The sequence below is a fragment of the Hyphomonas sp. FCG-A18 genome, from assembly GCF_045287255.1.
In the GTDB taxonomy this organism is placed as follows: domain Bacteria; phylum Pseudomonadota; class Alphaproteobacteria; order Caulobacterales; family Hyphomonadaceae; genus Henriciella.
This window is the reverse complement of record NZ_CP137142.1, coordinates 867,988-892,855: the sequence shown is the minus strand read 5'-3', so window position 1 is coordinate 892,855 and position 24,868 is coordinate 867,988. Positions and strand designations below refer to the sequence as shown.

At 56.2% G+C, this 24,868-nt stretch carries 25 protein-coding genes; 8 read left to right on the top strand and 17 right to left on the bottom strand.

The annotated features are described in order from the left end of the window. Positions 1 to 32: 32 nt before the first annotated feature. Positions 33 to 479 (top strand): ribonuclease HI, encoded by a 447-nt coding sequence (rnhA, locus tag RYZ27_RS04370; protein ID WP_406681144.1) that lies wholly within the window; start codon positions 33 to 35, stop codon positions 477 to 479. 69 nt (positions 480 to 548) lie between these two features. Further along, positions 549 to 992: a thioredoxin domain-containing protein gene (locus RYZ27_RS04365; protein ID WP_406681143.1), complete on the top strand. Its 444-nt coding sequence runs from the start codon at positions 549 to 551 to the stop codon at positions 990 to 992. Positions 993 to 1,073: 81 nt separating this feature from the next. Here RYZ27_RS04365 and RYZ27_RS04360 read toward each other — a convergent pair whose 3' ends face one another. The 8 genes from RYZ27_RS04360 to RYZ27_RS04325 form a co-directional block, all read right to left on the bottom strand. Then, positions 1,074 to 1,916 carry an SDR family NAD(P)-dependent oxidoreductase gene (locus RYZ27_RS04360; RefSeq protein WP_406681142.1) on the bottom strand — a complete coding sequence of 281 codons (843 nt, stop codon included), beginning with the start codon at positions 1,914 to 1,916 and terminating at the stop codon, positions 1,074 to 1,076. 83 nt (positions 1,917 to 1,999) lie between these two features. Next, positions 2,000 to 2,989 carry an NAD(P)H-dependent flavin oxidoreductase gene (locus tag RYZ27_RS04355; RefSeq protein WP_406681141.1) on the bottom strand — a complete coding sequence of 330 codons (990 nt, stop codon included), beginning with the start codon at positions 2,987 to 2,989 and terminating at the stop codon, positions 2,000 to 2,002. A gap of 201 nt (positions 2,990 to 3,190) precedes the next feature. Continuing rightward, a complete protein-coding gene (locus RYZ27_RS04350) occupies positions 3,191 to 4,114 on the bottom strand; it encodes an Hsp33 family molecular chaperone HslO (RefSeq protein WP_406681140.1) in 924 nt (307 codons plus the stop codon). A 70-nt stretch (positions 4,115 to 4,184) separates the two neighbouring features. Continuing rightward, positions 4,185 to 5,582, bottom strand: coding sequence for a dihydrolipoyl dehydrogenase (gene lpdA, locus RYZ27_RS04345; RefSeq protein ID WP_406681139.1), 1,398 nt, complete (start codon positions 5,580 to 5,582; stop codon positions 4,185 to 4,187). 14 nt (positions 5,583 to 5,596) lie between these two features. Then, a complete protein-coding gene (locus tag RYZ27_RS04340) occupies positions 5,597 to 6,925 on the bottom strand; it encodes a pyruvate dehydrogenase complex dihydrolipoamide acetyltransferase (protein WP_406681138.1) in 1,329 nt (442 codons plus the stop codon). Between the two features lies 1 nt (position 6,926). Next, on the bottom strand, positions 6,927 to 8,306 hold the full coding sequence (locus RYZ27_RS04335; protein WP_406681137.1) for a pyruvate dehydrogenase complex E1 component subunit beta: 1,380 nt from the start codon (positions 8,304 to 8,306) through the stop codon (positions 6,927 to 6,929). A 2-nt stretch (positions 8,307 to 8,308) separates the two neighbouring features. Then, complete coding sequence (gene pdhA / locus RYZ27_RS04330; protein ID WP_406681136.1) at positions 8,309 to 9,319, bottom strand: pyruvate dehydrogenase (acetyl-transferring) E1 component subunit alpha; 1,011 nt, start codon at positions 9,317 to 9,319, stop codon at positions 8,309 to 8,311. 87 nt (positions 9,320 to 9,406) lie between these two features. Continuing rightward, positions 9,407 to 9,694 (bottom strand): septum formation initiator family protein, encoded by a 288-nt coding sequence (locus RYZ27_RS04325; protein WP_406681135.1) that lies wholly within the window; start codon positions 9,692 to 9,694, stop codon positions 9,407 to 9,409. 124 nt (positions 9,695 to 9,818) lie between these two features. Here RYZ27_RS04325 and RYZ27_RS04320 point away from each other — a divergent pair, with 124 nt between their 5' ends. Together RYZ27_RS04320 and RYZ27_RS04315 are read left to right on the top strand one after the other, a co-directional pair. Then, positions 9,819 to 11,240, top strand: coding sequence for a M20 family metallopeptidase (locus tag RYZ27_RS04320; RefSeq protein WP_406681134.1), 1,422 nt, complete (start codon positions 9,819 to 9,821; stop codon positions 11,238 to 11,240). A 1-nt stretch (position 11,241) separates the two neighbouring features. Then, entirely contained in the window at positions 11,242 to 11,772 is a 531-nt protein-coding gene (locus tag RYZ27_RS04315) for a shikimate kinase (protein WP_406681133.1), read from the top strand. Positions 11,773 to 11,805: 33 nt separating this feature from the next. Here the strand turns inward: RYZ27_RS04315 and RYZ27_RS04310 are convergent, their stop codons facing one another. Beyond that, positions 11,806 to 14,445 (bottom strand): collagen binding domain-containing protein, encoded by a 2,640-nt coding sequence (locus tag RYZ27_RS04310; protein ID WP_406681132.1) that lies wholly within the window; start codon positions 14,443 to 14,445, stop codon positions 11,806 to 11,808. A 160-nt stretch (positions 14,446 to 14,605) separates the two neighbouring features. On the opposite strand from RYZ27_RS04310, the gene RYZ27_RS04305 reads away from it, so the two are divergent. Further along, positions 14,606 to 15,277 (top strand): nitroreductase, encoded by a 672-nt coding sequence (locus RYZ27_RS04305; protein WP_406681131.1) that lies wholly within the window; start codon positions 14,606 to 14,608, stop codon positions 15,275 to 15,277. A 118-nt stretch (positions 15,278 to 15,395) separates the two neighbouring features. Here the strand turns inward: RYZ27_RS04305 and RYZ27_RS04300 are convergent, their stop codons facing one another. From RYZ27_RS04300 to yghU, 3 genes are all read right to left on the bottom strand, one after another. Continuing rightward, the gene (locus tag RYZ27_RS04300; protein ID WP_406681130.1) at positions 15,396 to 16,004 is read right to left on the bottom strand and encodes an acyl-homoserine-lactone synthase; all 609 of its coding nucleotides are present in this window, start codon (positions 16,002 to 16,004) and stop codon (positions 15,396 to 15,398) included. Positions 16,005 to 16,089: 85 nt separating this feature from the next. Next, complete coding sequence (locus RYZ27_RS04295; RefSeq protein WP_406681129.1) at positions 16,090 to 16,806, bottom strand: autoinducer binding domain-containing protein; 717 nt, start codon at positions 16,804 to 16,806, stop codon at positions 16,090 to 16,092. A gap of 156 nt (positions 16,807 to 16,962) precedes the next feature. Further along, a complete protein-coding gene (yghU, locus tag RYZ27_RS04290; protein ID WP_406681128.1) occupies positions 16,963 to 17,811 on the bottom strand; it encodes a glutathione-dependent disulfide-bond oxidoreductase in 849 nt (282 codons plus the stop codon). Positions 17,812 to 18,084: 273 nt separating this feature from the next. Between yghU and RYZ27_RS04285 the strand changes: the two genes are divergently transcribed. Beyond that, entirely contained in the window at positions 18,085 to 18,780 is a 696-nt protein-coding gene (locus RYZ27_RS04285) for a response regulator transcription factor (RefSeq protein WP_406681127.1), read from the top strand. Positions 18,781 to 18,816: 36 nt separating this feature from the next. On the opposite strand, the gene RYZ27_RS04280 is transcribed toward RYZ27_RS04285, so the two are convergent. The 4 genes from RYZ27_RS04280 to RYZ27_RS04265 all read right to left on the bottom strand — a co-directional run bounded on the left by RYZ27_RS04280 (position 18,817) and on the right by RYZ27_RS04265 (position 23,025). Further along, entirely contained in the window at positions 18,817 to 20,433 is a 1,617-nt protein-coding gene (locus RYZ27_RS04280; RefSeq protein ID WP_406681126.1) for a tetratricopeptide repeat-containing sulfotransferase family protein, read from the bottom strand. A gap of 198 nt (positions 20,434 to 20,631) precedes the next feature. After that, a complete protein-coding gene (locus RYZ27_RS04275; RefSeq protein WP_406681125.1) occupies positions 20,632 to 20,910 on the bottom strand; it encodes a hypothetical protein in 279 nt (92 codons plus the stop codon). Between the two features lie 183 nt (positions 20,911 to 21,093). Continuing rightward, positions 21,094 to 21,678, bottom strand: coding sequence for a GNAT family N-acetyltransferase (locus tag RYZ27_RS04270; RefSeq protein ID WP_406681124.1), 585 nt, complete (start codon positions 21,676 to 21,678; stop codon positions 21,094 to 21,096). Positions 21,679 to 21,702: 24 nt separating this feature from the next. After that, entirely contained in the window at positions 21,703 to 23,025 is a 1,323-nt protein-coding gene (locus RYZ27_RS04265) for an acetyl-CoA hydrolase/transferase family protein (RefSeq protein ID WP_406681123.1), read from the bottom strand. 154 nt (positions 23,026 to 23,179) lie between these two features. On the opposite strand from RYZ27_RS04265, the gene RYZ27_RS04260 reads away from it, so the two are divergent. Both RYZ27_RS04260 and RYZ27_RS04255 read left to right on the top strand, forming a co-directional pair. Further along, the gene (locus RYZ27_RS04260) at positions 23,180 to 23,887 is read left to right on the top strand and encodes an aspartate/glutamate racemase family protein (protein WP_406681122.1); all 708 of its coding nucleotides are present in this window, start codon (positions 23,180 to 23,182) and stop codon (positions 23,885 to 23,887) included. A gap of 4 nt (positions 23,888 to 23,891) precedes the next feature. After that, the gene (locus RYZ27_RS04255) at positions 23,892 to 24,368 is read left to right on the top strand and encodes a type II CAAX prenyl endopeptidase Rce1 family protein (protein WP_406681121.1); all 477 of its coding nucleotides are present in this window, start codon (positions 23,892 to 23,894) and stop codon (positions 24,366 to 24,368) included. Positions 24,369 to 24,381: 13 nt separating this feature from the next. On the opposite strand, the gene RYZ27_RS04250 is transcribed toward RYZ27_RS04255, so the two are convergent. Further along, positions 24,382 to 24,774: an MAPEG family protein gene (locus RYZ27_RS04250; RefSeq protein WP_406681120.1), complete on the bottom strand. Its 393-nt coding sequence runs from the start codon at positions 24,772 to 24,774 to the stop codon at positions 24,382 to 24,384. Positions 24,775 to 24,868 lie beyond the last annotated feature (94 nt).

The following is a 24,868-nucleotide window of genomic DNA, read 5'->3' as shown; positions in this document are numbered from 1 at the left end:
AACTCGCACGCAAACCCGGCCACTTCGCAAGCATGAGTAAGACAAAGATCGAAATCTGGACCGATGGTGCATGCAGCGGTAATCCCGGCCCTGGCGGCTGGGGTGCCTTGCTCGTTTCGGGCAAGAACCGCAAGGAACTCTATGGCGGTGAACCCGATACCACCAATAACCGCATGGAGCTGAGAGGCGCGATTGAAGCGCTCAACGCTCTGAAGAAGCCCAGCACTGTGCGCCTGCATACTGACAGCACCTATGTCAAAGATGGCCTGACCAAATGGATTCATGGCTGGAAGCGTAATGGCTGGAAAACCGCCGCGAAAAAACCGGTCAAAAACCAGGACTTATGGCAAGCTTTGGAAGAGGCTTGCAAACGTCACGAGATTGAATGGATATGGGTCAAAGGCCATGCTGGTGACGAAGGCAATGAAAAGGCCGACGAACTGGCCCGCAAAGGGGCCGAGGAAGCGCGCACCTCATAACGCACTTGTGAGCACACCACCTCCCCCCGCATGTTATGCAAAACCCCGCCGCATAATAGGAGGTTTCCCATGCGCCTTATTCTTGCTGCTGCTGCGCTCTCAGTCGCGGCGGCCTGTTCGGGTCAGTCCACATCGGCCGAGACCACACCCCCCGCCGCCATCACAGCGCCCAGTGAAGACGCCCGCGTCATAGCCGTAATGAGCTATGCCGACTGGTGTGGCAGCTGCAAAGCCCTCGACCCAAAAGTCAAAGCCGTTCAAGCCGCCAATACGTTTGATGGTGTTGAGTTTTTCACCATCGACTACACCAAGAAAGATGCCGATGCTTTCTTCGCTGATGCGGCAACGCTTGGTGTCGAAGCAACCATGCGGGGTGAGTTTGGCAACAAGATCAAGACGGGCAAGCTTTACCTGATCGAACGCGAGTCAGGTGAGATTATCAGCACCGTCAGCAAGTCGATGAGCGAAGCCGAGATCGCCAGCGCCATTACAGATGCCGCAGCGCTTTCTTAAGCGCTCAGAAAAGCAAAACCCGGCGCTGGATGGGAGCCTCCCCTCCGCGCCGGGTTTCTTTATGCTTGCTATGAAACTTGATCAGACACCCTCGAACCGACCATCCTGCGCTGCCGCGTCATAGTCAGCTTTGATCTGCCCATACTTCGCTTCAATGAAGGGCGCGAAAGTCGGATGGGTAAAGATGTACAGGCGATCAGCCTCCACACAATCGGTCACCCAGCCGCCAACCAGATCGGCATCGAGCCCGCCATCAATCACGGAGGCCATTTGCTGATACTGTGGATCAGATTGCGCCTCTTCGCGGCTCATCCCGCCAGAAGGCTTATCAAAGCCTGTATTGTGAATATTGGTCTTCACCCAGGCTGGACAGAGGACGCTGACGCCAATGCCACGCGGGCCAAGCTCAACGTTTAACGCTTCGGAATACCCAACCACAGCATATTTGGTGGCATGATAAGGGCCCATGCCCGGCATCGCGACGTGGCCAGCCATAGAGGCTGTATTGACGATATGCCCACCCTCACCATGCTGCTCGATCAAGGGTGTGAAAATTTCCACCCCATAGGCGACGCCCATGAGGTTGATATCGACAATCCAGCGCCAGTCTTCCAGCGGGATTTCACCGGGCTGCCCACCAACGGCAACACCAGCATTATTGGCGACAATGTGGACTTTCCCGAACCGCTCAATCGTTGCAGCAGCCGCAGCCTTTAGCGCATCAACATCGGTCACATCACATGTCACTGTCCCGACGTCCACACCATCCGCAGCAAGCGCTGCTGCGGCTTTTGAGAGGCCCTCTGCGTCACGATCAGCCAACATGACCTTGGCCCCCTTCGCAGCAAAGGCCCGCGCCATGGCCAAGCCTAGGCCACCTGCTCCGCCTGTAATGAAGGCCACCTTTCCGGCAATCTCAGTCATTCTTTTTTCCTCCCAATATGCAAACTGCCTGCAGGGACCTCCCCACAGGCAGTCAAAAGCTGTTTTTATTTTAGCGCGGCCAATTAGGCATTCACGCGACCATTCTGGAACATGGCCAGACGCTGGTTGATGATCTCATCAGCCTCTTTCATGATCCGGTCGATCAGTTCCTTACAGGTCGGAATGTCATTGATCAGACCAGCCACCATACCGCACGACCAGGCCCCGGCATCCATCTCGCCTTCCATCATGATCTTTGGATAAACCCCGGCCACTTCCTCAACAATGTCCTCAAATTTCAGATCAGCGCCCAGCGCCTTTTCCTTTTCCAACAGGCGCTCAACCGCCTCATTGGTCAGAACGCGTTCCGTATTGCGCAGCGGACGCATAACGAGGCGCGTATCGAGTTCAGAAGCGGCCACGATTGCGTCTTTCACATTCTGGTGGACTGGCGCTTCCTTGGTCGCGATGAACCGTGTGCCCATGTTCATACCTTCAGCACCCATCGCCAGAGACGCCACCAGAGAGCGCCCATCAGCCTGTCCACCGGAAGAGACGAATGGGATATCCAGCTCATCAGCGGCACGTGGCAACAGGATCATGTTCGGCACATCATCCTCGCCCGGGTGGCCACCACACTCAAAGCCATCCACAGATACCGCATCACAGCCAATATCCTGCGCCTTCAAGGAGTGACGCACAGAGGTACATTTGTGGATCACCTTGATCCCGGCATCTTTAAGATGCGGCAGAACCTGCGCCGGATTGCGCCCAGCCGTCTCAACAACCTTCACACCGCCCTTGATCACTGCCTCAACAATTGCCGGATAGTCTGGCGGGGTCAGGCTTGGCAAGAAGGTGATGTTCACGCCGAACGGCTTGTCCGTCATGTCGCGGCATTTGGCGATCTCGTTGGCGAGATCAGCCGGCGTACGCTGGGTCAGCGCTGTGATGATGCCAAGGCCCCCGGCATTCGAAACAGCCGCCGCCATTTCGGCAAAGCCAACAAAGTGCATCCCACCCTGAATAATCGGGTGCTCAATGCCAAACATCTCTGTGATCGCGGTTTTCATGGACTTAGTCCCTCCGGTTATCTTTACCGCCGCACAATGCCGCGCAAAGGGACCGAAGGGCAAGCCTGACGTTGGGGAGGGGTGGTGCGTCTTAAATACTGATCCGCCCTCTCCCCCTGCCCAACCACCCCAAGGGTAGCCTCTGCGGGCGGTTGGGCAGGGGGAGAGGGCGGATTGCTTCGTCAGAACTCTAGAAAAAGTCTAAGAGACAGCCCCCGTCACATCATCAATCGGAATAATGTACTGGCGCGCACAGAACTGGCAGTCGACTTTCAAACTTCCATCCGGTTCAACCAACTCGCGCAGGCTTTCATCGGCCATCCCTTCCAGCGTGCCGATCAACCGCTCACGTGAACAGGTGCAGCGATCCTCAAGGATTTGCGGTTCCTCATCCATCACCACCCCGCCTTCATGGAACAAGCGATAGAGCAGGTCCGCAACAGGCAAAGCCTGATCGGTCAACTCCTCATCCTTGAGGGTCGCAAACAGGGCTTCGGCTTCACGCCAGCCATCCTCGGTTTCACCGCGATTATCATCCCCGGCAATCCGCTGAATCATCATGCCGCCGCCATGCCAGTCACCTGCCGCATCCTTATGGATGTGCATGCGCAAGCGTGTATCGACCTGTTCAGAGCGAATAAAGTATTCCTGCGCGCATTGGCTCAATGAGCCTTTCACGAGGGGAACAATACCCTGATAAGGCTGCATATCCGGATTATCATGCAGGATGATCAGGCCTAGTCGTCCGGTCGGACCGAACAGTTGCGGCATATGTGGCTTGTCACCCTTGTTGACCTTTTCCAGCCAGGCCCAGCGCTCAGGTTCATGCTTGGTATAGGCCCGCAGGCCGCCTGTCTTGGCATACTCACCAACCAACAGGGAAACCGGCCCATCGCCTTCCGCTTGCGCCAGTACTTTGCCTTCAAACTGCATGCCTGAACCAACCAGCGCTGATAGCATCAACGCCTCGCCGAGGATTTCGGCCAGATGATCAGGGTAGGCATGCCGCTTCAGGATTGGCGACAGGCTTTCAGAACCGAGCTTGATCACACGGCCGCGCACCGGCAGGCCCTGCGGTCGGAACCCGGTGACAAAGTCATTACGCTGAATATTGCTGGGCTGCATGGCGGCCTCCATCAATCGAAGGCCCCCATGTGGCAACCCAAGCCACAAAAATCAAATCACGACGTGCAGATCAGATATGCAGCGCTCGGCCCTCGGCGGCAAGGACGCTTTCATGCATCATCTCTGATAAGGTCGGATGCGGGAAGATTGTGTGCATCAGGTCTTCTTCCGTCAGCTCGCCCTCACGCGCGATGACATAGCCCTGGATAAGCTCGGTGACTTCCGCGCCGACCATGTGTGCGCCAAGCAGTTCACCCGTCTCTGCATCAAAGATCGTCTTGACCAGCCCTTCCGGTGCACCGAGTGCAATCGCCTTACCATTACCGATAAAGGGGAACTTGCCGACTTTCAGTTTCTTGCCGGTTTCCTTGGCCTGCGCCTCGGTCAGGCCGACACTCGCCACCTGTGGGTGGGAATAGGTACAGCCGGGCACATTCCATGGATCAAACGGATGCGCGCCTGCGGTTTTACCATGGATCGCCTCAACACAGATCACGCCTTCATGGCTTGCCTTATGCGCCAGCCATGGCCCGCCTGTCAGGTCGCCAATCGCGTAAAGCCCTTTGACGCCCGTGCGGCCAAAGCCGTCGACAACCACATGCGTACGGTCGAGCTTTACGCCGAGTGCTTCCAGGCCGAGCCCTTCAGAATTGGCGACAATGCCGATGGCGAGGATCACGCGGTCAACCTCAATCATCTCTGTCTTACCGCCCATAGAGACTTCCGCCGTCACGCTATTCTTGCCCTTTTTCAGGCCTTTGACCTGCGCGGCGGTCTTGATGGTGATGCCCTGCTTCTCAAACGATTTGTGCGCAAAGGTTGAGATTTCAGCGTCCTCAGCCGGCAGGATACGATCCACCGCCTCAACCACAGTCACATCAGAACCCAGCTCATTATAGAAGCTTGCAAACTCGATCCCAATCGCGCCAGAGCCAATCACCAGCAGGCGCTTTGGCATCACGTCCGGCGTCATCGCTTCGCGATAGGTCCAGACCAGCTTGCCATCCGGCTCAAGGCCCGCCTGCGGGATCGCTCGCGCCCGCGCGCCGGTCGCCAGCAGGACATGCTTGGCCGTATAGGTCTTGTCACCCACCACGACATCGGGCGCATCTTTCCCCTTTTTCAGGGTCGCACTGCCTTCGATCACGGTGATCTTATTCTTCTTCATCAGGTGTTTGACACCGCCCGAAAGCTGCGCTGCCACCCCGCGCGAGCGCTTGACCACGCCCTCAAGATCAAAATCCGCCTTATCGACTTTCAAGCCATAGGCCGATGCCGTCTTGGCAAGGTGCAAAACTTCCGCTGAGCGCAACAGCGCCTTGGTCGGAATACAGCCCCAGTTCAGGCACACGCCGCCCAGATTCTCCCGCTCAACAATCGCGGTCTTCATCCCAAGCTGAGACGCCCGGATCGCAGCCACATACCCGCCAGGGCCAGAGCCGATAACGATAAGATCAAAGTCGTTCATTACGGTCTCCAGTGTTAAAGCAACATGCTCTCAGGCGTCTCAACGTAGCGCTTGAAGGCTTGCAGCCAGCGAGCGCCTTCGGCTCCGCCAATGACGCGGTGGTCACAGGTTAGCGTCACGCTCATCACTGTGCCGACGTCCAGCGCGCCATCGTCGCCGACCACTGGGCGTTTCTCACCCGCGCCAACTGACAGGATCATACCCTCTGGCGGGTTGATGATGGAGGCAAAGCTCTTGATCCCGAACATGCCGAGATTGGAGATGGAGAACGTCCCACCCGTATATTCCTGCGGCTTCAATTTGCGTTCCCTCGCCCGCGTGGCGAGGTCTTTCATCTCAGCGGCAATCTGGGCAAGGCCCTTCTTCTCGGCGTCGAAAATGACCGGCGTGATCAGGCCGCCTTCCACCGCCACAGCGACAGAAACATGTGCGGCCTTGTGGTAGGCAATGCCAATATCGCTGAAGCTTGCATTACAATCCGGCTCTGCCATCAGCGCCATGGCCGAGGCCTTGATCAGCATATCATTGACCGAGACTTTCACGCCCTCTGGCGCGGCCTCATTAATGCCCTTGCGCGCGCTGAGCAGCTTATCGAGCGCAATGTCGACGTTCAGCGGGAAGTGCGGCACCTGCATGAAGCTTTGCGTCAGGCGCTTGGCCACCGTCTTGCGCATCCCGTCGAGCGGGACCAGCTCATAGCTGTCTGGTGCATAGACGCGATCATCGAGGATTTGCGGCAGGATCAAACCATCCGGAGACGCCGCAGACGTGCTCGGCTTGGCCGCCGCAGGTATCGCCTGCGCATTTTCAACATCGCGTTTGACGATCCGCCCATGCGGGCCAGAGCCTTTGCCTTTCAGCGCCGCAAGGTCGATGCCCTTCAGAGCTGCGATCCGGCGCGCCAGCGGGCTCGCCTTGATCCGCTCGTCACCAACCGCAGTACTGGCGAGTTTAACCGGAGTATCTGGCACGGCCGGAGCAGGGCTTGGCGTGGCGGTTGGAGCAGGCTCAGCCTTTGCGGCAGGTTCTGGCGTCGCTTCGGTTTTCGGGGCTGGTGCCGGGGCATCCGCAGCTGGCGCAGAGATGCTGCTCGCATCCTCGCCTTCTTCGGCCAGCACAGCGATAATCGCATTGACCTGAACGCCTTCTGTCCCCGCCTCGACGAGGATTTGCGCAACCGTGCCTTCATCGACGGCTTCAACTTCCATCGTCGCTTTGTCGGTCTCAATCTCGGCGATGACATCGCCGGCCTCAATGACATCGCCAACCTTGACGGTCCACTTGGCCAGAGTGCCCTCTTCCATCGTGGGCGAGAGCGCGGGCATGGTAATATTGATCGCCATCTTACATCCCCTCACAAACAGCCTTGGCCGCTTCGACAATATCGCCCGCATCCGGCAGGCTCATCGCCTCCAGATTGCCCGCATAGGGTAGCGGCACATCTTTTTGCGTCACGCGCAGTGGCGGGGCGTCGAGATAGTCGAACGCGTGCTCGGTCACGCCAGCCGCGATCTCGCCGCCAACGCCCATATGCTTCCAGCCTTCTTCAGCCGTCACGAGGCGGTTGGTTTTCTTCACGCTCTCAACAATCGTCTCCATGTCGAGTGGGCGAATGGAGCGCAGGTCCACGACCTCGGCGCTGATACCCTGCTCAGCCAGCGTATCCGCCGCCTCGAGTGCGAACCCAACCATGCGGGAATACCCAACAATCGTCACATCGGTGCCTTCGCGCACAACCGCCGCCTTGCCGATTGGCAAGGTGTAGTCATCGAGGTCCGGTACATCGAACTCGTGGCCATAGAGCAGTTCATGCTCCAGGAAGACGACCGGATTCGGGTCACGGATCGCAGACTTGAGCAGTGCCTTCGCCGAGGCCGCATCATAGGGCGCAACCACTTTCAGGCCCGGCACATGGCCATACCATCCAGCATAATCTTGAGAGTGCTGAGCGCCGACGCGGGACGCTGCCCCGTTCGGACCACGGAACACAATCGGACAGCCCATCTGACCGCCAGACATATACAGCGTCTTGGCCGCCGAGTTGATGATATGGTCAATCGCCTGCATGGCGAAATTGAAGGTCATGAACTCGACAATCGGCTTCAGGCCACCAAAGGCTGCGCCAACGCCAAGCCCGGCAAAGCCATGCTCGGTAATCGGAGTATCGACCACGCGTCTGTCGCCAAATTCCTGCAACAGTTCACGGGTGACTTTATAGGCGCCCTGATATTCGGCGACTTCTTCACCCATGACGAACACAGTCTCGTCCCGGCGCATTTCCTCGGCCATGGCATCGCGCAAAGCATCGCGTACCGCGGTCTTGGTATAGGTCGTGCCGGTTGGCACATCCGGATTGGTCAGAGTTTCGGCTTCTGGCGCGCTGTCCATCGTGGCCGCCGCAGCCGGAGCCTCATCTACGACAGGTTCCGGGGTAGCAGGCGCAACGCTGCCACCGCTCGCCTCAACACTGCTCGCATCTTCGCCCTCTTCAGCCAGAACCGCGATCACAGCATTGACCTGAACGCCTTCTGTGCCCGCGGGCACAACAATCTTGGCCAGTGTGCCTTCATCGACCGCTTCGACTTCCATGGTCGCCTTGTCGGTCTCAATCTCGGCAATCACATCGCCGGCCTCAATCACATCACCCTCGGCTTTCAGCCACTTGGCCAGCGTGCCCTCTTCCATGGTCGGGCTCAGCGCAGGCATCAAAATATCAACAGCCATCGTTACGCCTCCACCGGCAGCAGGACATCGGTCCAGAGTTCACTTGGATCAGGTTCCGGGCTTTCCAGAGAGAAATCAGCCGCCTCTTTAACGACCATGCGGATATCCTTGTCGATCGCTTTCAAATCATCTTCGCTGGCGATCCCCTGCGCGATGATCTGCTCTTTCAGGCCGTCAATCGGATCCTGATGGCTGCGAATGTCATCAACTTCTTCACGCTTGCGATACTTGGCAGGGTCAGACATGGAATGCCCACGATAGCGATAGGTCTTCATTTCAAGAATGTATGGCCCTTTGCCAGAGCGGGCATATTTCACCGCCTTCTCACCTGCCCTTTTGACCGCATAGACATCCATGCCATCAACTTCCTCACCCTCGATCTCGAAAGAGATACCGCGCTTATACAGCTCGGTTTCAGACGCGTGGCGTTCAACGCTTGTGCCCATCGCGTACTGGTTGTTCTCAATCACATAGACAACCGGAAGGTTCCACAGCGAGGCCATGTTAAACGCCTCATAGACCTGCCCCTGATTGGCGGCGCCATCGCCGAAATAGGCCACCGACACATTGTCATTGCCCTTATACTTGTTGGCAAAGGCCAGGCCGGTCCCGATCGGCACCTGCGCACCAACAATCCCGTGACCGCCAAAGAAATTCTTCTCGCGCGAGAACATATGCATTGAACCGCCCTTGCCGCGTGAGTATCCGCCCTCGCGTCCGGTCAGTTCAGCCATGACGCCTTTCGGATCCATGTCACAGGCCAGCATATGCCCATGATCGCGATATCCAGTGATAACCTGATCGCCCTCTTTCAGACAGGCTTGCATACCTGTGACGACCGCTTCCTGGCCGATATAGAGGTGACAGAAGCCCGCAATCTTGCCCATGCCATAAAGCTGGCCAGCCCGTTCCTCGAACCGGCGGATCAGCAACATGTCATGATAGAATTTGAGGGCCTCTTTCTTGTTCAGTTTCGGTGCGGCCCGTTTCCGGGTCGTCGTCGCCTTTGCCATGCTGGCTCCCTGCCTGTCGTAATTGGGTGGAAGATACCCCGGCTTTATGAGGTACGTCGAGTCTTATCACCTATGCGTTTTCGCAACTCATTGCGAACTGTCCACAATCACAAGTTCGTCAGGATAGACGAAATTAAGCTCGCTTCGTGCCAGATACTCGACCAAATCGGGATCAATTTGTCCTGGCGTGAGCCGAGCTATGTCTTTTTGCAGCGCAGCATTTCCTGCCTGAAGCGTCGCCAACTCGGCTTTCTTTGCCGTGAGTTTGGCTTGCATATCCGTCCATTGGCCAAGCCCCTGCTCACCCGCCAGCGCGTGGTAAGCAAAATAGGCAACAGTCAAAGACATGGCCCCGGCGGCCCATTTCGATGTCATGGCAACGGCTCCTGATCTTCCCCTCAAAAGAGCGCGAGTATGGTAAAAGGCGCCTTAATGATCGCGCTTGCCAAGCCAGTTTGGTCTGCGCAAACTATGAAAAACTGCTCTTGAGGAAACACCTATGATTCGTCTGACCGCACTCAGCCTCGTTCTCGCCGCTGCCGCCTGCTCCGGGGCAACCCCGCCACAGACAGACGCACATATGCCTGTAGAGACCGCGGTTTTGACGGCAGGTCCGGTTGAGATCACCGCTGATATGCCGACTGCGGGAACCAACCTCACCGATCTCTATGCGTGGTTCCATGCCAACCCAGAACTCTCCCTGAAAGAGGCGCGATCTTCCGCCGTCATGGCGAACGAACTTGAAAGCCTTGGCTTTACCGTCACCACACGTCTTGGTGAGGATTGGGTCCGCGCCAAGTCGACCCGGGATCAGGGCACGATCCGAGACGGCGTTGGCGGCTATGGCGTCGTTGGTGTGTTCGAGAATGGCGATGGCCCAACCGTTCTCATCCGCGCCGATATGGATGCTCTGCCTGTGGTCGAGCGTTCGACCAGCCCATACGCCTCCACAGTCGAAGACACGACATGGACCGGGGTGACCAATGGCGTCATGCATGCCTGTGGTCACGACATTCACATGACGAGTTGGGTCGGCACGGCCCGCGAACTGATTGCCAGGAAAGACGAATGGTCCGGCACACTGGTCATGATCGCCCAGCCCGCCGAAGAACTCGGGTTAGGCGCGATTGCGATGCTCGAAGACGGTCTGTTCACGCGTTTCCCAGTGCCCGATTATAATCTCGCCCTGCACGTCTCATCCTCCCTGCCCTCTGGTCAGGTCGCCTACTCGTCCGGCTATGCCCTCGCCAATGTTGATAGTGTCGATATCAGCGTCAAAGGTGTTGGCGGTCATGGGGCCTACCCACACACCACAAAAGATCCAGTCGTGGTCGCCTCGTCCATCGTCATGTCCCTGCAAACGCTGGTCTCACGCAATGTGAACCCGCAGACCCCGGCCGTGGTCACCGTTGGCTCTTTCCAGGCCGGGGCCAAGCACAACATCATTTCCGACGAAGCTAAACTGCTGATCACTGTGCGCTCTTATGATGATGAAACCCGCGCGATGCTGCTGGAAGGGATTGAGCGCATCGCCAAGGCCCAGGCCACGGCCTTTGGCGCGCCGGAGCCAATCATCACGGTGGATTCTGACTATACGCCATCGACCTATAATGATCCGGCTCTGGCAACGAAGGCGGCGGCTGCGATGAGCAGCGTTATCGGCGCGGAGAATGTCCAGCAGGTCGATCCGGTCATGGGCGGGGAAGATTTCAGCCAGTATAGCCGCACGGGCGAGAAAATCCCGAGTCTGATCTACTGGCTCGGCGCCGTCGAACCTGAAAAGTGGCAAGCCGCACAGGATAGTGCCCTTGGCCTGCCGTCCCTGCACTCGCCTTTCTTTGCGCCGGACTATGCCCCGACCATCGAAACGGGCGTAAAAACCATGACAGCGACGGCCCTAAAACTCTTCGAAGAGGGCTAGCATGACAACGAGGCTGATCTTTGTGTACGGCCCGCCAGCGGCCGGGAAGTATACGGTCTCGCGCCTACTCTCAGAACAAACCGGCCTGCCACTTTTCCACAATCACCTGATTGTCGATGCCGTCGGGGCCGTGTTTCCTTTCGGCAGTGAGAATTTCGCAAAACTGCGCGAGCGCTTCTGGCTTGAGACAATGAATGCTGCCCTTGGTGAAGGCCGCAGCCTGATCTTCACCTTCCAGCCAGAGAATACTGTCGCTGAGGGTTTCCCGGCCAAGGTCGAGGCCATCGCGGAGCGCCATGGCGCAAGCCTGACCTATATCCACCTCACCCTCTCCAAAGAAGGGCAGTTGGAGCGGATCGCTAATGCCGATCGCGCCAAGTTCGGGAAGCTCCGCGATCTTGGCATCCTACGCGCCAATCTCGACCAGTTCGCAGCCTGCGAAGCCGCCATGCCGCCCCCTGCCCTGACCATTGATACCGCAAGCACAGCGCCGGAGGATGCCGCAAACCAAATTGCGGCCCTCCTCGTCTGATTCTGCCCGTCCGGTTCTGCCGAAAGAGGCGCCTTAAATCATCTCATCCTCAATCGTCTCGGGCTCGTCATCATCCTTCTTGCGACGCCCAAGGATGAAGAACCAGAACAGGCTGCCACCGGCCATCAGCGCAATGATGATATAGAGCCACCAAGGCATACCGCTCTCATCACCATAATCTTCTGGCCATGAAATCATGAGCGGTGCAGACACCGCCCCATTCCCGGCATCAACAAAGATCGAATAGAACCGCAAGGCCTCATAATCAAGGATGTCCGTGACCAGGAAGTATGGGTCGGCACCCTGATACAGGATCTCCCCATCCTGTACGCTCAAGGGCGAGCGTTCAGCGCCTTCGACCAGAATAAAGCGCTGCCCGGCATCGCCTTGCCAGCCAATCCATAAGCCATCCTGGTCCCGCCCAATCGTGGCGTCGGTTGGCGCATCGACCTCAATGGGCTGGGCGTCCAGAGTGGTGCTCTGGAACACTGCGTTTCCACTTATCACAGCCTCGGCCCACGCCGCCTCATAGGCCTCTGGTGTGATCCGGATCGGCTCGACAACATAGCCAGCAATAATTGGCTCAACATAAAGCGCTTCGGCATTCTCCGGCACTTCAACGATCAGGCGGCCATCCACGACCTGCTGCTCGCCAAAATCAACCATGCTACCATCTGGATATTGAACATAGGTCCGCGCATAGGCCGCTTGCGGCACACCATCGGGTGAGACCAACTCAAGGTCAGAGTTCTCAAGCGGCGGATGCTGGGACCGAACTGTCGTACTTCCAGCTTTGTGATAGAAATCAGCCACGCCGATCTGCTCCCCGGCATTCCATGCGCCATTGCCATTGGTATCGGAATAGAAGCGGTGGGTCACGAAGAGCGTATCGACATCATCAAGAACCTGACTCGCATTTGTCTTGCGTCCGCGCAGTGGCCCGCGCACTTCCTTGTAAAGCGAGGGAATATCCTTCACCGAAACGCGATTGATGACGGCCCACATATTCTTGTCAGTCAGATCAATATTGTCTCCAGTATCGGCCGCTGAATCAAGCAAGTCCCAAAGCAGCGCAGCGACCTGAAACTCTTCCCGCATCACCGTCTCAACCACGGGACGCCCTGCCGCGTTTCGAACGACCTGCCCGCGCGCATCCCGCTTCACGCGGCGATAGTTCTGAACATTATTCTCAAGGTCGGTGGAGCTGCCCCACTTGTAGACCGAGTTGCCATTCACCCAGAGCGCGAAGAACTCCGCAAAGCCCTCCACATAGGAATCTGACGAGTTGGAATTGTCGATCCCGCCATGATTCTGATCGCCATTCGCACGACCCGGCAGGCCATTCTCACCGCTCATCGCCATATCGGCGTGCAAGTGATGGCCAAACTCGTGATACTCGCGATTATCCGGAGAACTGGAATTGGTTCGCAGACTATTGTTCCCGCTCGCGGCGACCGTGATCGAGCTATCACTCGACATGTAGAAAACCCCGGATGTGGAGCGGTTCCACATCTGCACTTCAACCGGCAGTTTGTGATTATAGTTGGCGTTCAGCTTGTCCCGGGCAAAGTCAGCCGCTTTCAGCGTATTGATGTAGAACGCGCCGCCATCTTCGAGGGACTGTTTGCGCGCTGGGTTGAGTGTCGAAGATAGTCGCCGCTCGGTTTTGGCAAATCGCAGCGACGCAATCTCTCGCGGCTCTTCAATCTCGATCCGCTTGGACTTCAAGGTCACGGTCTGCCCGGCAAAGCCGCGGCGACTGCGCACATCAATCTCTTTTTTCTCAGACCGCAGCGGCACTTCGACAATAAAGAATTCCGGCGCCTTATCGTAAGACAGGGAATAATAGCCGCGATCATTGGTATAGACAGTTTCTTCATGCTGGTCAGAGAACAGCACTTTTACGGGCACACGTTTGACGCGTTCGAACCGATTATTGGCATTATAGCCCTTCAGGATGCCGACCACTTCAACCTTCCCGACATCCAGGTTCAGGGTGACTTTTGCAGTCTTGCCGGCCTTAATCGTTACCATCGCTTCGCGGCTCGCCTCAGTCCAGCCATCGCCCCTGATGAAGACCCGATACTGTCCAGGCTCCAGTGCCTCAAACGTCTTCTTGCCTTTATCCTTTCGGGTCAGAAAAGCGCTGCCCACCTCAACCGTTCCATCGGCGGGCATCAGGATCAGTTTCTGATAACGAACAGGCTTGCCCGTTCTGGCATTCACAACCGTAACCGCGACAGCGCCCAACTCGTCAGGAATGGGTTCAGCCTCAGCCCCCTCGCCTCGCTTGAACACGGTCGCTCCGGATCGCATTTCATTCTTGCTGATGACGGTAAACGTGCTCGACATGGTAAAGATTGGACGGGCCAGCGGACCATTGGAGACATAGAATACACCATTGATCGTGTTGCCATTCAGCGTACCTTCCCAGGTCCGATGGCCAGAGGGCACGCAATCATCGCCCCGCGTTTTGGTCATGATGACTTTCGGCCCGATCGCCTTCAGAGTCATCAACTGCGGCGGCTCAGCTCCACGACAGGTATAACCATACCCGACCCAATCGCCTTCCAGATCCTGCGCCGTAATCGGCGCCTCATCCTGCGCCACGGCCAGTGCGAAGACTGACGAAATCAGCCCCAATACCAGTACAAGCAATATCGATCGAAGCATTCCAGTCCTCCCAAACTCTGAACACTACCTCTTATCTAAGCCACAAATTATCCTCTGGGACAAATCTCGCGCCAAACGCCCTCACCCAAGGGGACCCCTAGTCGCCCCGCCGCGATCCTCTAAGTCTAAACCCAGATATAGATCAGGGAGGCTACCTGCCATGGACGTTTCAACCGCCGTCAAACAACGCATCTCAACTCGTGCATTTCTCGATACCCCACTACCAAAGGCCGAGGTTGAGCAATGGCTGAAAGATGCCAGTCGCTCGCCCTCTGGCGGCAACCTGCAACCCTGGCGCGTGATTGCGCTCGGCGGTGAAGAGAAACAGAAAATCGTCGACATGGCCGCCAGCGTCCTGGCGCAAAACCCGCAAGGTGAACCAACTGACCGCCCGATCTATCCCGACTATATCACCGATGCCCAGAAAGCCCGCCGCTTCCGCGTTGGCGAAATGATGTACGAAAAGGTCGGTATCCCCCGCGAAGACAAGATGGCCCGGATGATGTGGTTCAGCCGCAATTTCCGCTTCTTCGACGCCCCGCTTGCCCTGTTCTTCGTCCTTGATGAACGCGTCGGTCACGGCCAATGGGGCCATACGGGCATGTTGATGCAAACCCTCGCTTTGCTGGCCGAAGAACGCGGTTGGGCCACCTGTATGCAGGAATGCTGGGGCATCCTCCGCCTAAGCCTGAAAGAGGCGCTTGGCCTCGCCGAACACGAAATGGTCTGGTGCGGCATGGCCGTCGGCATCCCAGACAAATCCGACCCGGTGAATGAGCTTTACACAGAACGCGCCAGCCTGGATGAATGGGTCGAGTTTAAGGGGCTTTAGAAACAAAAAATGGGGGATGAGCGGTCCCCCCAGACGATCAAGGTTTCTACAAGTTATGCGCCAATTGAAATTCTGGTGATTTCTAGGTCAGCGCGGGAGGAAGCCTTAAGCCTACACGTCATCTCGGAACCAATGCTCTTTGGTCCAGTGCGGCTCGCATGGTCTCTAAATCGGCCGGGCGCATTTGCGAGATCGCTGCGACATAGGCGTCCCCGCCCAGCTCATAAAGCAGAGGTGGCCCTAAAGGCCGCGTCGGCCATATCCCCAATGTGTTGTTATAGACCTGAAGGGAAGACAGCCAGATAATTGCCTCTATCCCTTCATTGACGCAGGATTCCAGCATGGCAAGCCGGAACCGTGGGCGCAGTTCTGCCAGCTCTTCGCGGGTTAAACGCTTCCAGTCATAGACCAGTCGGGACAGCTCCCAGACCTGCGCGCTTTGTGGTGGCGCTTCAAACTGACAATACTGCGTGAACACCTCTGATAGCATGTATGGGGAGGTCGTCGGATTGAGCCTTGCGCTCGCAACGACCTCCCCTGTGAAAGCATGACGTTCGATCAGATAGAGAGTCTCCTCTGTGTCGAAGGCATCCTTGTCATAATTTGGTTCAATGCCTGGGATGTCCCAACCCATGCGATTAACAAACACGTCGTAGCGTTGCTCATGCATATCCTGCAGCGTCTCAGAATATGCATGTCTGTCTTCGAACCTTATGACTTCCGCCATGCGTCCCTCCACACCTCAAAGTGTGTCGGAACACGGACGACTTATCACTTCCCCCAAATGGGGGGGGATTAACCAAGCGGGATGCCTAGTAAGGCAACTGGCCCTTGCTGATCGCCCGCGCAACCGCCATCGCCCGGTCACTGGCGCCAAGCTTGCGTTGCGCACTGCTCATATACTGTTTGACCGTATCCGGTGCGATTTTGAGTAATCTCGCCGCTTCCTTATTGGTCAGCCCCTGAGACGCTGCATAGATCACGTCCCGCTCCCGCGCCGACAGGTTGATCTCAGTCTCGCGCGGATACGGCCCCATCAATTCATTCAGGCGCATATAGGCCGCCGACGCGGCAAACCCCAGCAGGCTGATCATCTGCGGATCGTCGGGAATATGGTTGGCCCCTAATGAGATAAAGCCAGAAATGAAGTCATGGCTGTGAATGGGAAAGAACAAGCCATCGCTTTCGGTATAGCTGCGGCATTCATCAATAATGTTGCGTCCCATCCGGTCGGCATGGGCATAGGCCTTATCCCAGGTAAAGGGCAGCATGGTTTGCCGCGCCATAATCAGGGTGGGATCATGTAGACTGGTATTCTGGGCAATCCGATGCTGGATATAATCCTTCGGCATGTTGGAGAATTGTAGCTTCTTCGCGTCTGGATCCCGGCTCGCGCTCAATTGTCCGATATTGACGGTCCGAAAACCGATATTGGTACAATAGGTCGTAAAAATCAGGACCACTTCAGCCGGGGTCGCGGCCCCATTGATCGCTTCAAGCGCAGCATAGCTTTCATTCACCGAAACCATGCGTTTAGAAATGTCCCCCGGCTCAAGATTATTTATTTGGCATAAATCAATCTATTAAACCGGGGTCAATAAAGATGAAATAAAAATTTTCACATTTATTACATTATAACAAACACGTAGACAATAAAGTACCAGCCTTCGCAAAACCTCTATTGTTTAAGTTTTGCCTTCAAAGTCGCTGGCATCATGGCGTTCGGCAAGCTGGTTCTTATCCTCACCCCAGGTTCGGTTGACGATCCGCCCGCGCTTCACCGCCGCGCGCTCGGCAATCTGGTCAGTCCAGCGGATGACATTCTTATACTCATGCACAGACAGGAACTCGCCCGCCTCATAGATAATGCCCTTCACCAGCGCGCCATACCAGGGCCAAACCGCCATATCAGCGATCGTGTACTCGTCACCCGCCAGGTATTCGCGGTCAGCCAGATTACGCTCCAGGACGTCCAACTGACGCTTCACTTCCATCGCATAGCGGTTGATCGGATACTCATACTTCTCCGGGGCATAGGCATAGAAATGCCCAAAGCCACCACCAAGAATGGGCGCAGAGCCCATCTGCCAGAACAGCCAGTTCATCGTCTCGGCTCGCGCCGCGCCGTCTTTAGGCAGGAACGCACCAAACTTCTCGGCAAGGTAGAACAGGATTGATCCACTCTCAAACACGCGCGTCCCCGGATTGGTCGACGTATCCAGTAGGGCCGGAATTTTTGAGTTCGGATTCACGTCAACAAAGCCGCTGCCAAACTGACTGCCCTCACCAATATTGATCAGCCAGGCATCATATTCCGCGCCTGTATGGCCCTTTTCCAGAAGCTCTTCCAGAAGCACGGTGACCTTCACCCCGTTCGGCGTGCCGAGCGAGTAAAGCTGCAGTGGATGCTTGCCGACGGGCAGCTCCTTGTCATGTGTTGGCCCGGCGATTGGGCGATTGATATTGGCAAACCGCCCCCCGCTCGCCTTGTCCCAGGTCCACACTTTTGGCGGGGTATATACATCGTGACTCATTCCATCAGCTCCCTTTTGGCTTTCAACGTCTGCCACCATGTAGTCATGATCACAGCCCACCACGAACACGTTCTCGTGAATGGTCAAATAAGGCAAGCTAAACGCTGCGTGGCTAGAAATTGCCGCATTCGGCGCAAACCCCTGCCCTAAAGCCCTGTTTTTTAAGTCATCACCATAGCCGGGGGCTTCCGGTGGCACACGAACCGTGGTTCATACAGCCTCAGAGATGTCAGCCCGGCTGAGTACGGGCGTTTAAGGCGAGGAGGCTGACCCATGACGACACTGGCACTGGTTGACGATGACGAGAACATTGTTGCGTCCCTGAAAATCTTCTTTGAGGCCGAAGGCTATGATGTGCGCACCTATCATGATGGGCTGGCCGCGCTGACCGCTCTGACCGACAGCCCACCAGACATTGCTATCCTCGATGTCAAAATGCCGAAAATGGACGGTATGGAATTGCTCAAGCGCTTGCGCCAGTCCTCTGACCTGCCCGTGATCTTCCTGACCTCAAAGGATGAAGAGATTGACGAGGTCATCGGCTTCAATATCGGTGCCGATGATTTTGTCCGGAAGCCGTGCTCGAACCGTCTGCTTTCAGAGCGCGTGAAAGCCGTGCTGCGCCGCTCACGCTCCGCCGATGCTGCGCCAGAGGAAGGCGACGTTAAGCCCATCGTGCGCGGTCGCCTGACCCTCGATCCGAACCGTCATGCCTGTTCCTGGGATGGTCACCCGGTTCGCCTGACCGTGACCGAATTCCTGATCCTGCAAGCCCTCGCCCAGCGCCCCGGCTATGTGAAGTCGCGCGATAACCTGATGGACGCGGCCTATGATGATCAAATCTATGTCGATGACCGCACAATCGACAGCCACATCAAACGCCTGCGCAAGAAATTCCGCGAAAGCGACAAGGAATTCGACGCCATCGAAACGCTGTATGGCGTGGGTTATCGGTACAATGAGAGCTAAGAAAAATGGGCGTAGAACAGCTATCCGCGCTCACTTTCAATCCAACAAGCCTCTATCATTGAGAACAGCAAGAGCAGGTCCCAAGTGATCCTTATATCGCTCCCAACGCGCTATGGATGATGTATACATAGGCTGGCGCACCTGCGCGACACTCGCTGTTGCAACAGGTGCGCGATTTTTCTGAAACTCAAGACATGCCTCTTCAAAAGGAAGCCCACAAAACTCTAGAAGCTGCCTGATTTCAGTCTCAGGTTCGGTCGCCAAAGTTTCATAGTCAACAATTCTAAATCTTGATGCTGGCAGGGTCTCTGATAAGTGCTCTACAAGCTCATAAAAGTCGGCAACAAAGTTCGCCAAATCTTGCAGATCATGCGCGCAGCGGTACTCAATTGCGCTTAGCGCAAATAATTGTCTATAGACGCTCAGGACACTATCAACAGGATGTCGTCGCAAACAGATCATTCGCGCCGAAGGGAGTGCCGTCAGTATAGCTGGCGCAAAAAACACATTAAGCGGAAGCTTATCGGTAAAGCGGTGTGACGTATTGAGAATGGCCTTCACGTCATCAAGGTATACTGCCCCGACAGATGACAGCTCAACCTCTGTCGCCATGGATATCGTTTGAGCATCAAGAACATGCTTGCCTTGCTGCTGCGCTCCACGCTGAAGGCATGCTGCGAACTCGGTACGCTCTCCAGCGGAAACAACTTGCGAATGGCTAGAAAGGATACGATCAGTCAGTGTCGTTCCGGTTCTGGGTAAACCTGTTATAAATATTGGACCATCAGCGATAGTATCAACATCAGGCTTCAACGTAAGAGAAAGCGCTTTGGCAGCCTTAAAGCTTGCCTTATCCTGGACGCGCCGATTTGGAATGACCTCCCGAACCAAACTCTTGCCTTTGTCCAACCAGGTCATAACCGATTTGGGCTCACCAAGGTCCTCGTATACTTTAGCAAATGCATGAGCGATTTGCAGTCCACCCTCAGCATCACGAGGATGACGCTTTTCCCATGCATCCTGCAAGGCCGGAAGGTCATTCTCCTCACGCGTATGTGTCTTGATAAGTGTCAGATAAGCGCGCGCTTTCAGATATTCAGGGGCGATTTGCAAAGCCGTCTCATAAGCCGCCTTTGCTCCATCAAAATCTCCCAAAAACTGAAGTGATGAGCCAAGGTTGAAAAATCCAAAGGCATCCTTTGGGGCAAGTTCAGTCGCTTTGCGATGAAGCTCCACGGCCTCTTCATGTCGGTCCAGACGGCTCAGCGCTGCACCCAATGATGACAGTGTATAGCTGTCCTCAGGATTGCGTGCTGTGGCCATCTCTATATGCGCCAAAGCCTCTTGCGGTCTACTCAAAGCCAAATAACAACGCGCAAGCTGAGCGTGCACACCCGGTTCTGGGTGACCTTTCTGAACTGCCCGCTCGAAGAGGTCGAGCGCATTCCGAAAATCATGGTGTTCATAGAACAGAATGCCGAGAACATAGTAGGCATCCGCATAATCCGGGTTCTGGTCGATCATTTCTACACAGATCGAATGAACCTCTTGATAGCTCTTTTTCCCAAGCAATTCCCTCGCCTGATGAAACGGTATGAAGTCCTGGTCTAAATTTGCCCTTACCCCATCGGGATCATGGTCATCACTCATCATAACTCACACTCATGCCATCAAGTTCTGGCAAGATGTAAGACTGTCATCTTTTATCTGCCTTATGGCCGACATAGGTAGCGTGGACATACAATCGATCCAACCCATGGAAACATACAAATAGTATGCCTCCAGAACACTGAACCAGCCATGCTTGGCAAGATCTCTGAATCTGATCTCTGTCTTGCCATTGGGCTGGAATTAGTTCGCCAGTTGCAACCAGGCCCGCGCGGCTGAAAGCGCTACTTTGATGTCTTCTTTTTCGAGCATCTCGGCCATTTCTTCACGGCAGATTTTCGCGTCTTCGTGGCCCTTCAGGACAGCCAGATTGAACCACTTATGCGCCGCGACCAGATCCTGTTCGCAATCAACACCTTCTGCATAGGCCAGTCCGACCCGATACAGTTCATCACCAGTTGCGGTTTCCGCGGACAGTCCTGTCTCCGGGGCAATCTCCGTTTGTATGTCTGAGTAAGCCATTTGCCACTCCCTCTAATTTTAGAGGTGCCCGGCCAGTCTTTTTTTGCCCGGTCCGGGACACCCACCATCACGTCAACGCCTTGGCTGACGAGTCGGAGAGTGCCGCACAGGTTTTGCGTTAAGGTTAACAGCTAAGCCCTTGAAAAGGCTAAGGGTTAACCGATTCAGGGCTGTCTGTTTACTTTACGGGGTGTTTTCGATGCGTTTTTGCAGTTTTGCAGAAATCACCGGCCATTCTTCAGGAATAATCGAATAGTAGACGGTATGCCGCTGCGAGCCATCGTGCAGGATCATGTGATTGCGCAAAGTCCCCTCAAAAACCCCGCCAAGCTTCTCGATCGCGGCGCGTGAGCGTGCATTCTGACTGTCCGTCTTGATCTCCACCCGGCGTGCGCCCCAGTCAAAGGCGCGCTGCAACAGTAAAAACTTGCAGACCGGATTAACCACACTGCCGCGCGCGGCGCTTGTGTACCATGTCCCGCCAATCTCCACCCGCTTGTGACGATCGCTCGCCGCCAGGAAACAAGTTGCGCCGACGACTTTTCCCTGATGGCGGACAATGAAGTGATATTCCTCAGGCGAACGGTGATGCACCAGAAAGTTCGGCCAGAATTGCGTGTCGAAATACGCTCCATCCGCGCGGAAAGTAAACCACCGCCACGTCTCCGCATCATCCGCCGCAGCGCGCACTTCGGCTTCATCCTCGGGCTGCACTGTATCAAGCCGCACCCCGGCCAGCGTCTCAAACGCATCATCAAGCTGGATCATATTGCCTCCCGACCAAGTACGGGCTTAGTCAATAAGCGCCCGCTGCCGCGCCGCAAGCCTCAAGTCTTCACGATGATCGGGGTGGGCAAGACCAATCAGGGCCTCTGCCCGCTCTTCCGCGCTCAGGCCGATCAGGCGTGCGGCCCCAAACTCGGTGACAATCGTATCGACATCATTGCGCGGGGTGGTCACTGCGCCCGTCAGCTCCGGGACAATCCGCGAGACCTTGCCATCGCGCGTGGTCGAGCGCGTCGCGATGATCGAGCGCCCACCTTTCGAGGCCCGCGCCCCACGGACAAAGTCCAATTGTCCGCCAGAGCCACTATACTGGCGCCCTTTCAGGCTTTCAGAATTACACGCTCCGGTCAGGTCAACTTCCAGCGTCGCATTGATCGAGATAACGCCGGGATTCTTGGCGATGTGGCGGGGGTCGTTGACGATATTCACCGGATGACTGTTCACGGCTGGGTTGTCATCAATCAGGTCATACATCCGCTTATTGCCCAGCGCGAAGGTGAACACCGTGCGCCCCGGAAACGTATTCTTCCGTCGGTTGGTCACCGCGCCACAATCGATCAGCTCGACCAGCCCCGGTGAGAGCAGCTCGGTATGGATGCCGAGGTCATGGCGCGACTTCAAATGCTCACAGACAATGCCCGGCAGTGCGCCAATGCCCATTTGCAGGCAGGCTCCATCCGGCACCATGTCCGCGACGATCTTTGCAATCTTGTGATCGGCCTCGCTCGGCTCTTTTGTCGGCACTTCATGCAGAGCAACATCATGCTCGATCAGGGCATCAATCTCGCTGATATGGATCATTGAGTCGCCAAACACGCGCGGCATTTGCGGGTTCACCTCAACAATCGTGTGCTTGGCCGTGCGCGCCGCTGTGCTGGCATAGTCATTATTCGTCCCGAAAGAGAAATAGCCGTGTCGATCCATCGGCGACACCACGACCAGACAGGTATCGAGATCCACATGCCGCTCAAACAAAGCTGGCGCATCAGAGAACGCGACCGGCACAAAGTTCACCACTTTACGCCCCTCGACCTCTCCGCGTTTGGCCAGTTCGCGCTCAATCGGCCCCATGAACATGCAATGGGGCTGTATCCGGTCGAGCAATTCATAGCGCAAAACCGTCTCAGCGGCCCCGGGCATGGAGTGGAAATACCAGAGCTTCAGGCCTGAAACCGCGCGCGCCTCCAATCGCCGTGCCAACGCCGCAAGCAAAGCTGGCGGTTCACTTAGCGCCATGCCCATGGCGATATTCTCGCCACTCTTAATAAGGGCAACCGCCTCATCCGCGTTCATACGCTTTTCGGTATAGGCTGTTTCAAACGATGTCATGGGATCTCCAATCCGGAATGATCATTGCACGACCATAGCCAAGACGCGGCCCACAGAATAGCGGGCGTTTTGCCCCTTTCCGATTTGCAATGATTGCAACCATGCACCTCGATTTGTGCTTTAAACATACCGACCTCAGCGATATAGGAAAGCCATGTCTCTTATCGGTCTCATTGGCGGGGTCAGCCCCGAAGCCACGCACATCTATTATCGCTTGTTGAATGATCACGCGCGTCGCCATCAGGGCGGCCAGCACTCGGCGCAGGTCCTGTTCTACATGCTCGATTATGGCACCATGTATGGTCACTATAAAGCCGAGGACTGGCCTGCCTTCACCACCGAGGTTGTGGCCGCCGCACAATCTTTGAAAGCGGGTGGCGCGACCGCCATCGCGATCACCTCCGGCACAACCCATGTCGCCGCAAAGGCTGCTGGCGAAGCGACAGGTCTCCCCGTCATTCACATGCTCGACAGCCTGAGTGAAGCCATGACCATGCAAGGGTCAAACCGTCCGCTCCTGCTCGGTACGCCATGGGTCATGAGCGGTGATTTCTTCGCCCCCGAACTCGCCCAGCGCTATTCGGGAACCCCGATCATCCCAAGCACCGAAGACCGCGAGCTTGTCGGTCGTGTCATCTTCGACGAACTTGTCAATGGCGTCGTCAAAGACAGCTCCCGTGCCGCCATGTCGGACCTCGTCGCCCGCTATGCGACCCAAGGTGCAGACGGGGTCATCCTCGGCTGCACAGAACTGTGTATGATCCTTGAACAAGCCGATTGCACCGTCCCCGTATTCAGTACCACCCACATCCACGCCGATGCGATCGACGCATGGATGCAGGCGCAAGCCGCATCAGGCTGATCTTTTGTTCCAGCGTCCTTCTGCTGCGGATTGGCGACTGACCAGCCTTGTCTTCATCGCTTTTGCCATCCTGGCTGTCAGTTTCGGTTTCGCCTCAGGCTTATTCCAGTACGAATTGGCCGAACCTACCTCAATCCTGCGCACTGCCATAATTGCGCTTATCCTACCCGCTTTTCTGGAAGAGCTGGTCTTTCGCGGCCCTGTGCTCTGGTTGGCCAAACGCCAAAACCGCTATCTCCCATTGGTCGCGGGATTGTCCTTTCTTCTTTTCATTCTCTGGCATCCGCTGAATGGCTGGCTCTTCTTGACTGAGGCCCGCGACTATTTTTTTGACTGCCGCTTCCTGATCATAGCAGCTGGACTTGGCGCCATCACGACATGGCTTGCATGCCGCATGCGGTCACTCTGGCCACCCATCGTCTTTCACTGGCTCGCCGTGGTCGGTTGGAAAGCCTGCCTAGGTGCCCCTGCTTTTCTTTGAGCTGGACCGCCCCTCAAGTAAGGGCAAACCAGATGGCCGCTCCGCCTGTCACCAGCATAACCAGCAGGGTCCCAAGCGTCCCGATCATACGCCCCAGGCCTGACCCCGTTCCACTGCCCAATGTGAAAGCATGAGCGATACGGAAGAGAAGAAAGCTTCCGCCCAGAATATGGATCAGCATGACCGGCGCGGCCAATGCGGCCAGGCCATACAGCCCCAGAAGCGTAATCGGCACATCTTCCACGGCATTGCCTTGCACCCGCATCGCCTGACGCATCGGGTCATTCCCGCCATCTCCGAAATTCACCTGCTCCGAGACGCGAACCCGGCCTGCATTCAATTTCAATCCGATAAACAGAAGAACGAATAATCCGGAATAAAGCGCCACAGCTTCAATCTGTGTCATGGTAAAGCCTCCCAAGCATTGTTGTTATGCATAAGGCCTATCCACCTGATTTTAAGCACGCAAGGCTTTTCGCCTTTTCAAAGCATCAGCTTTA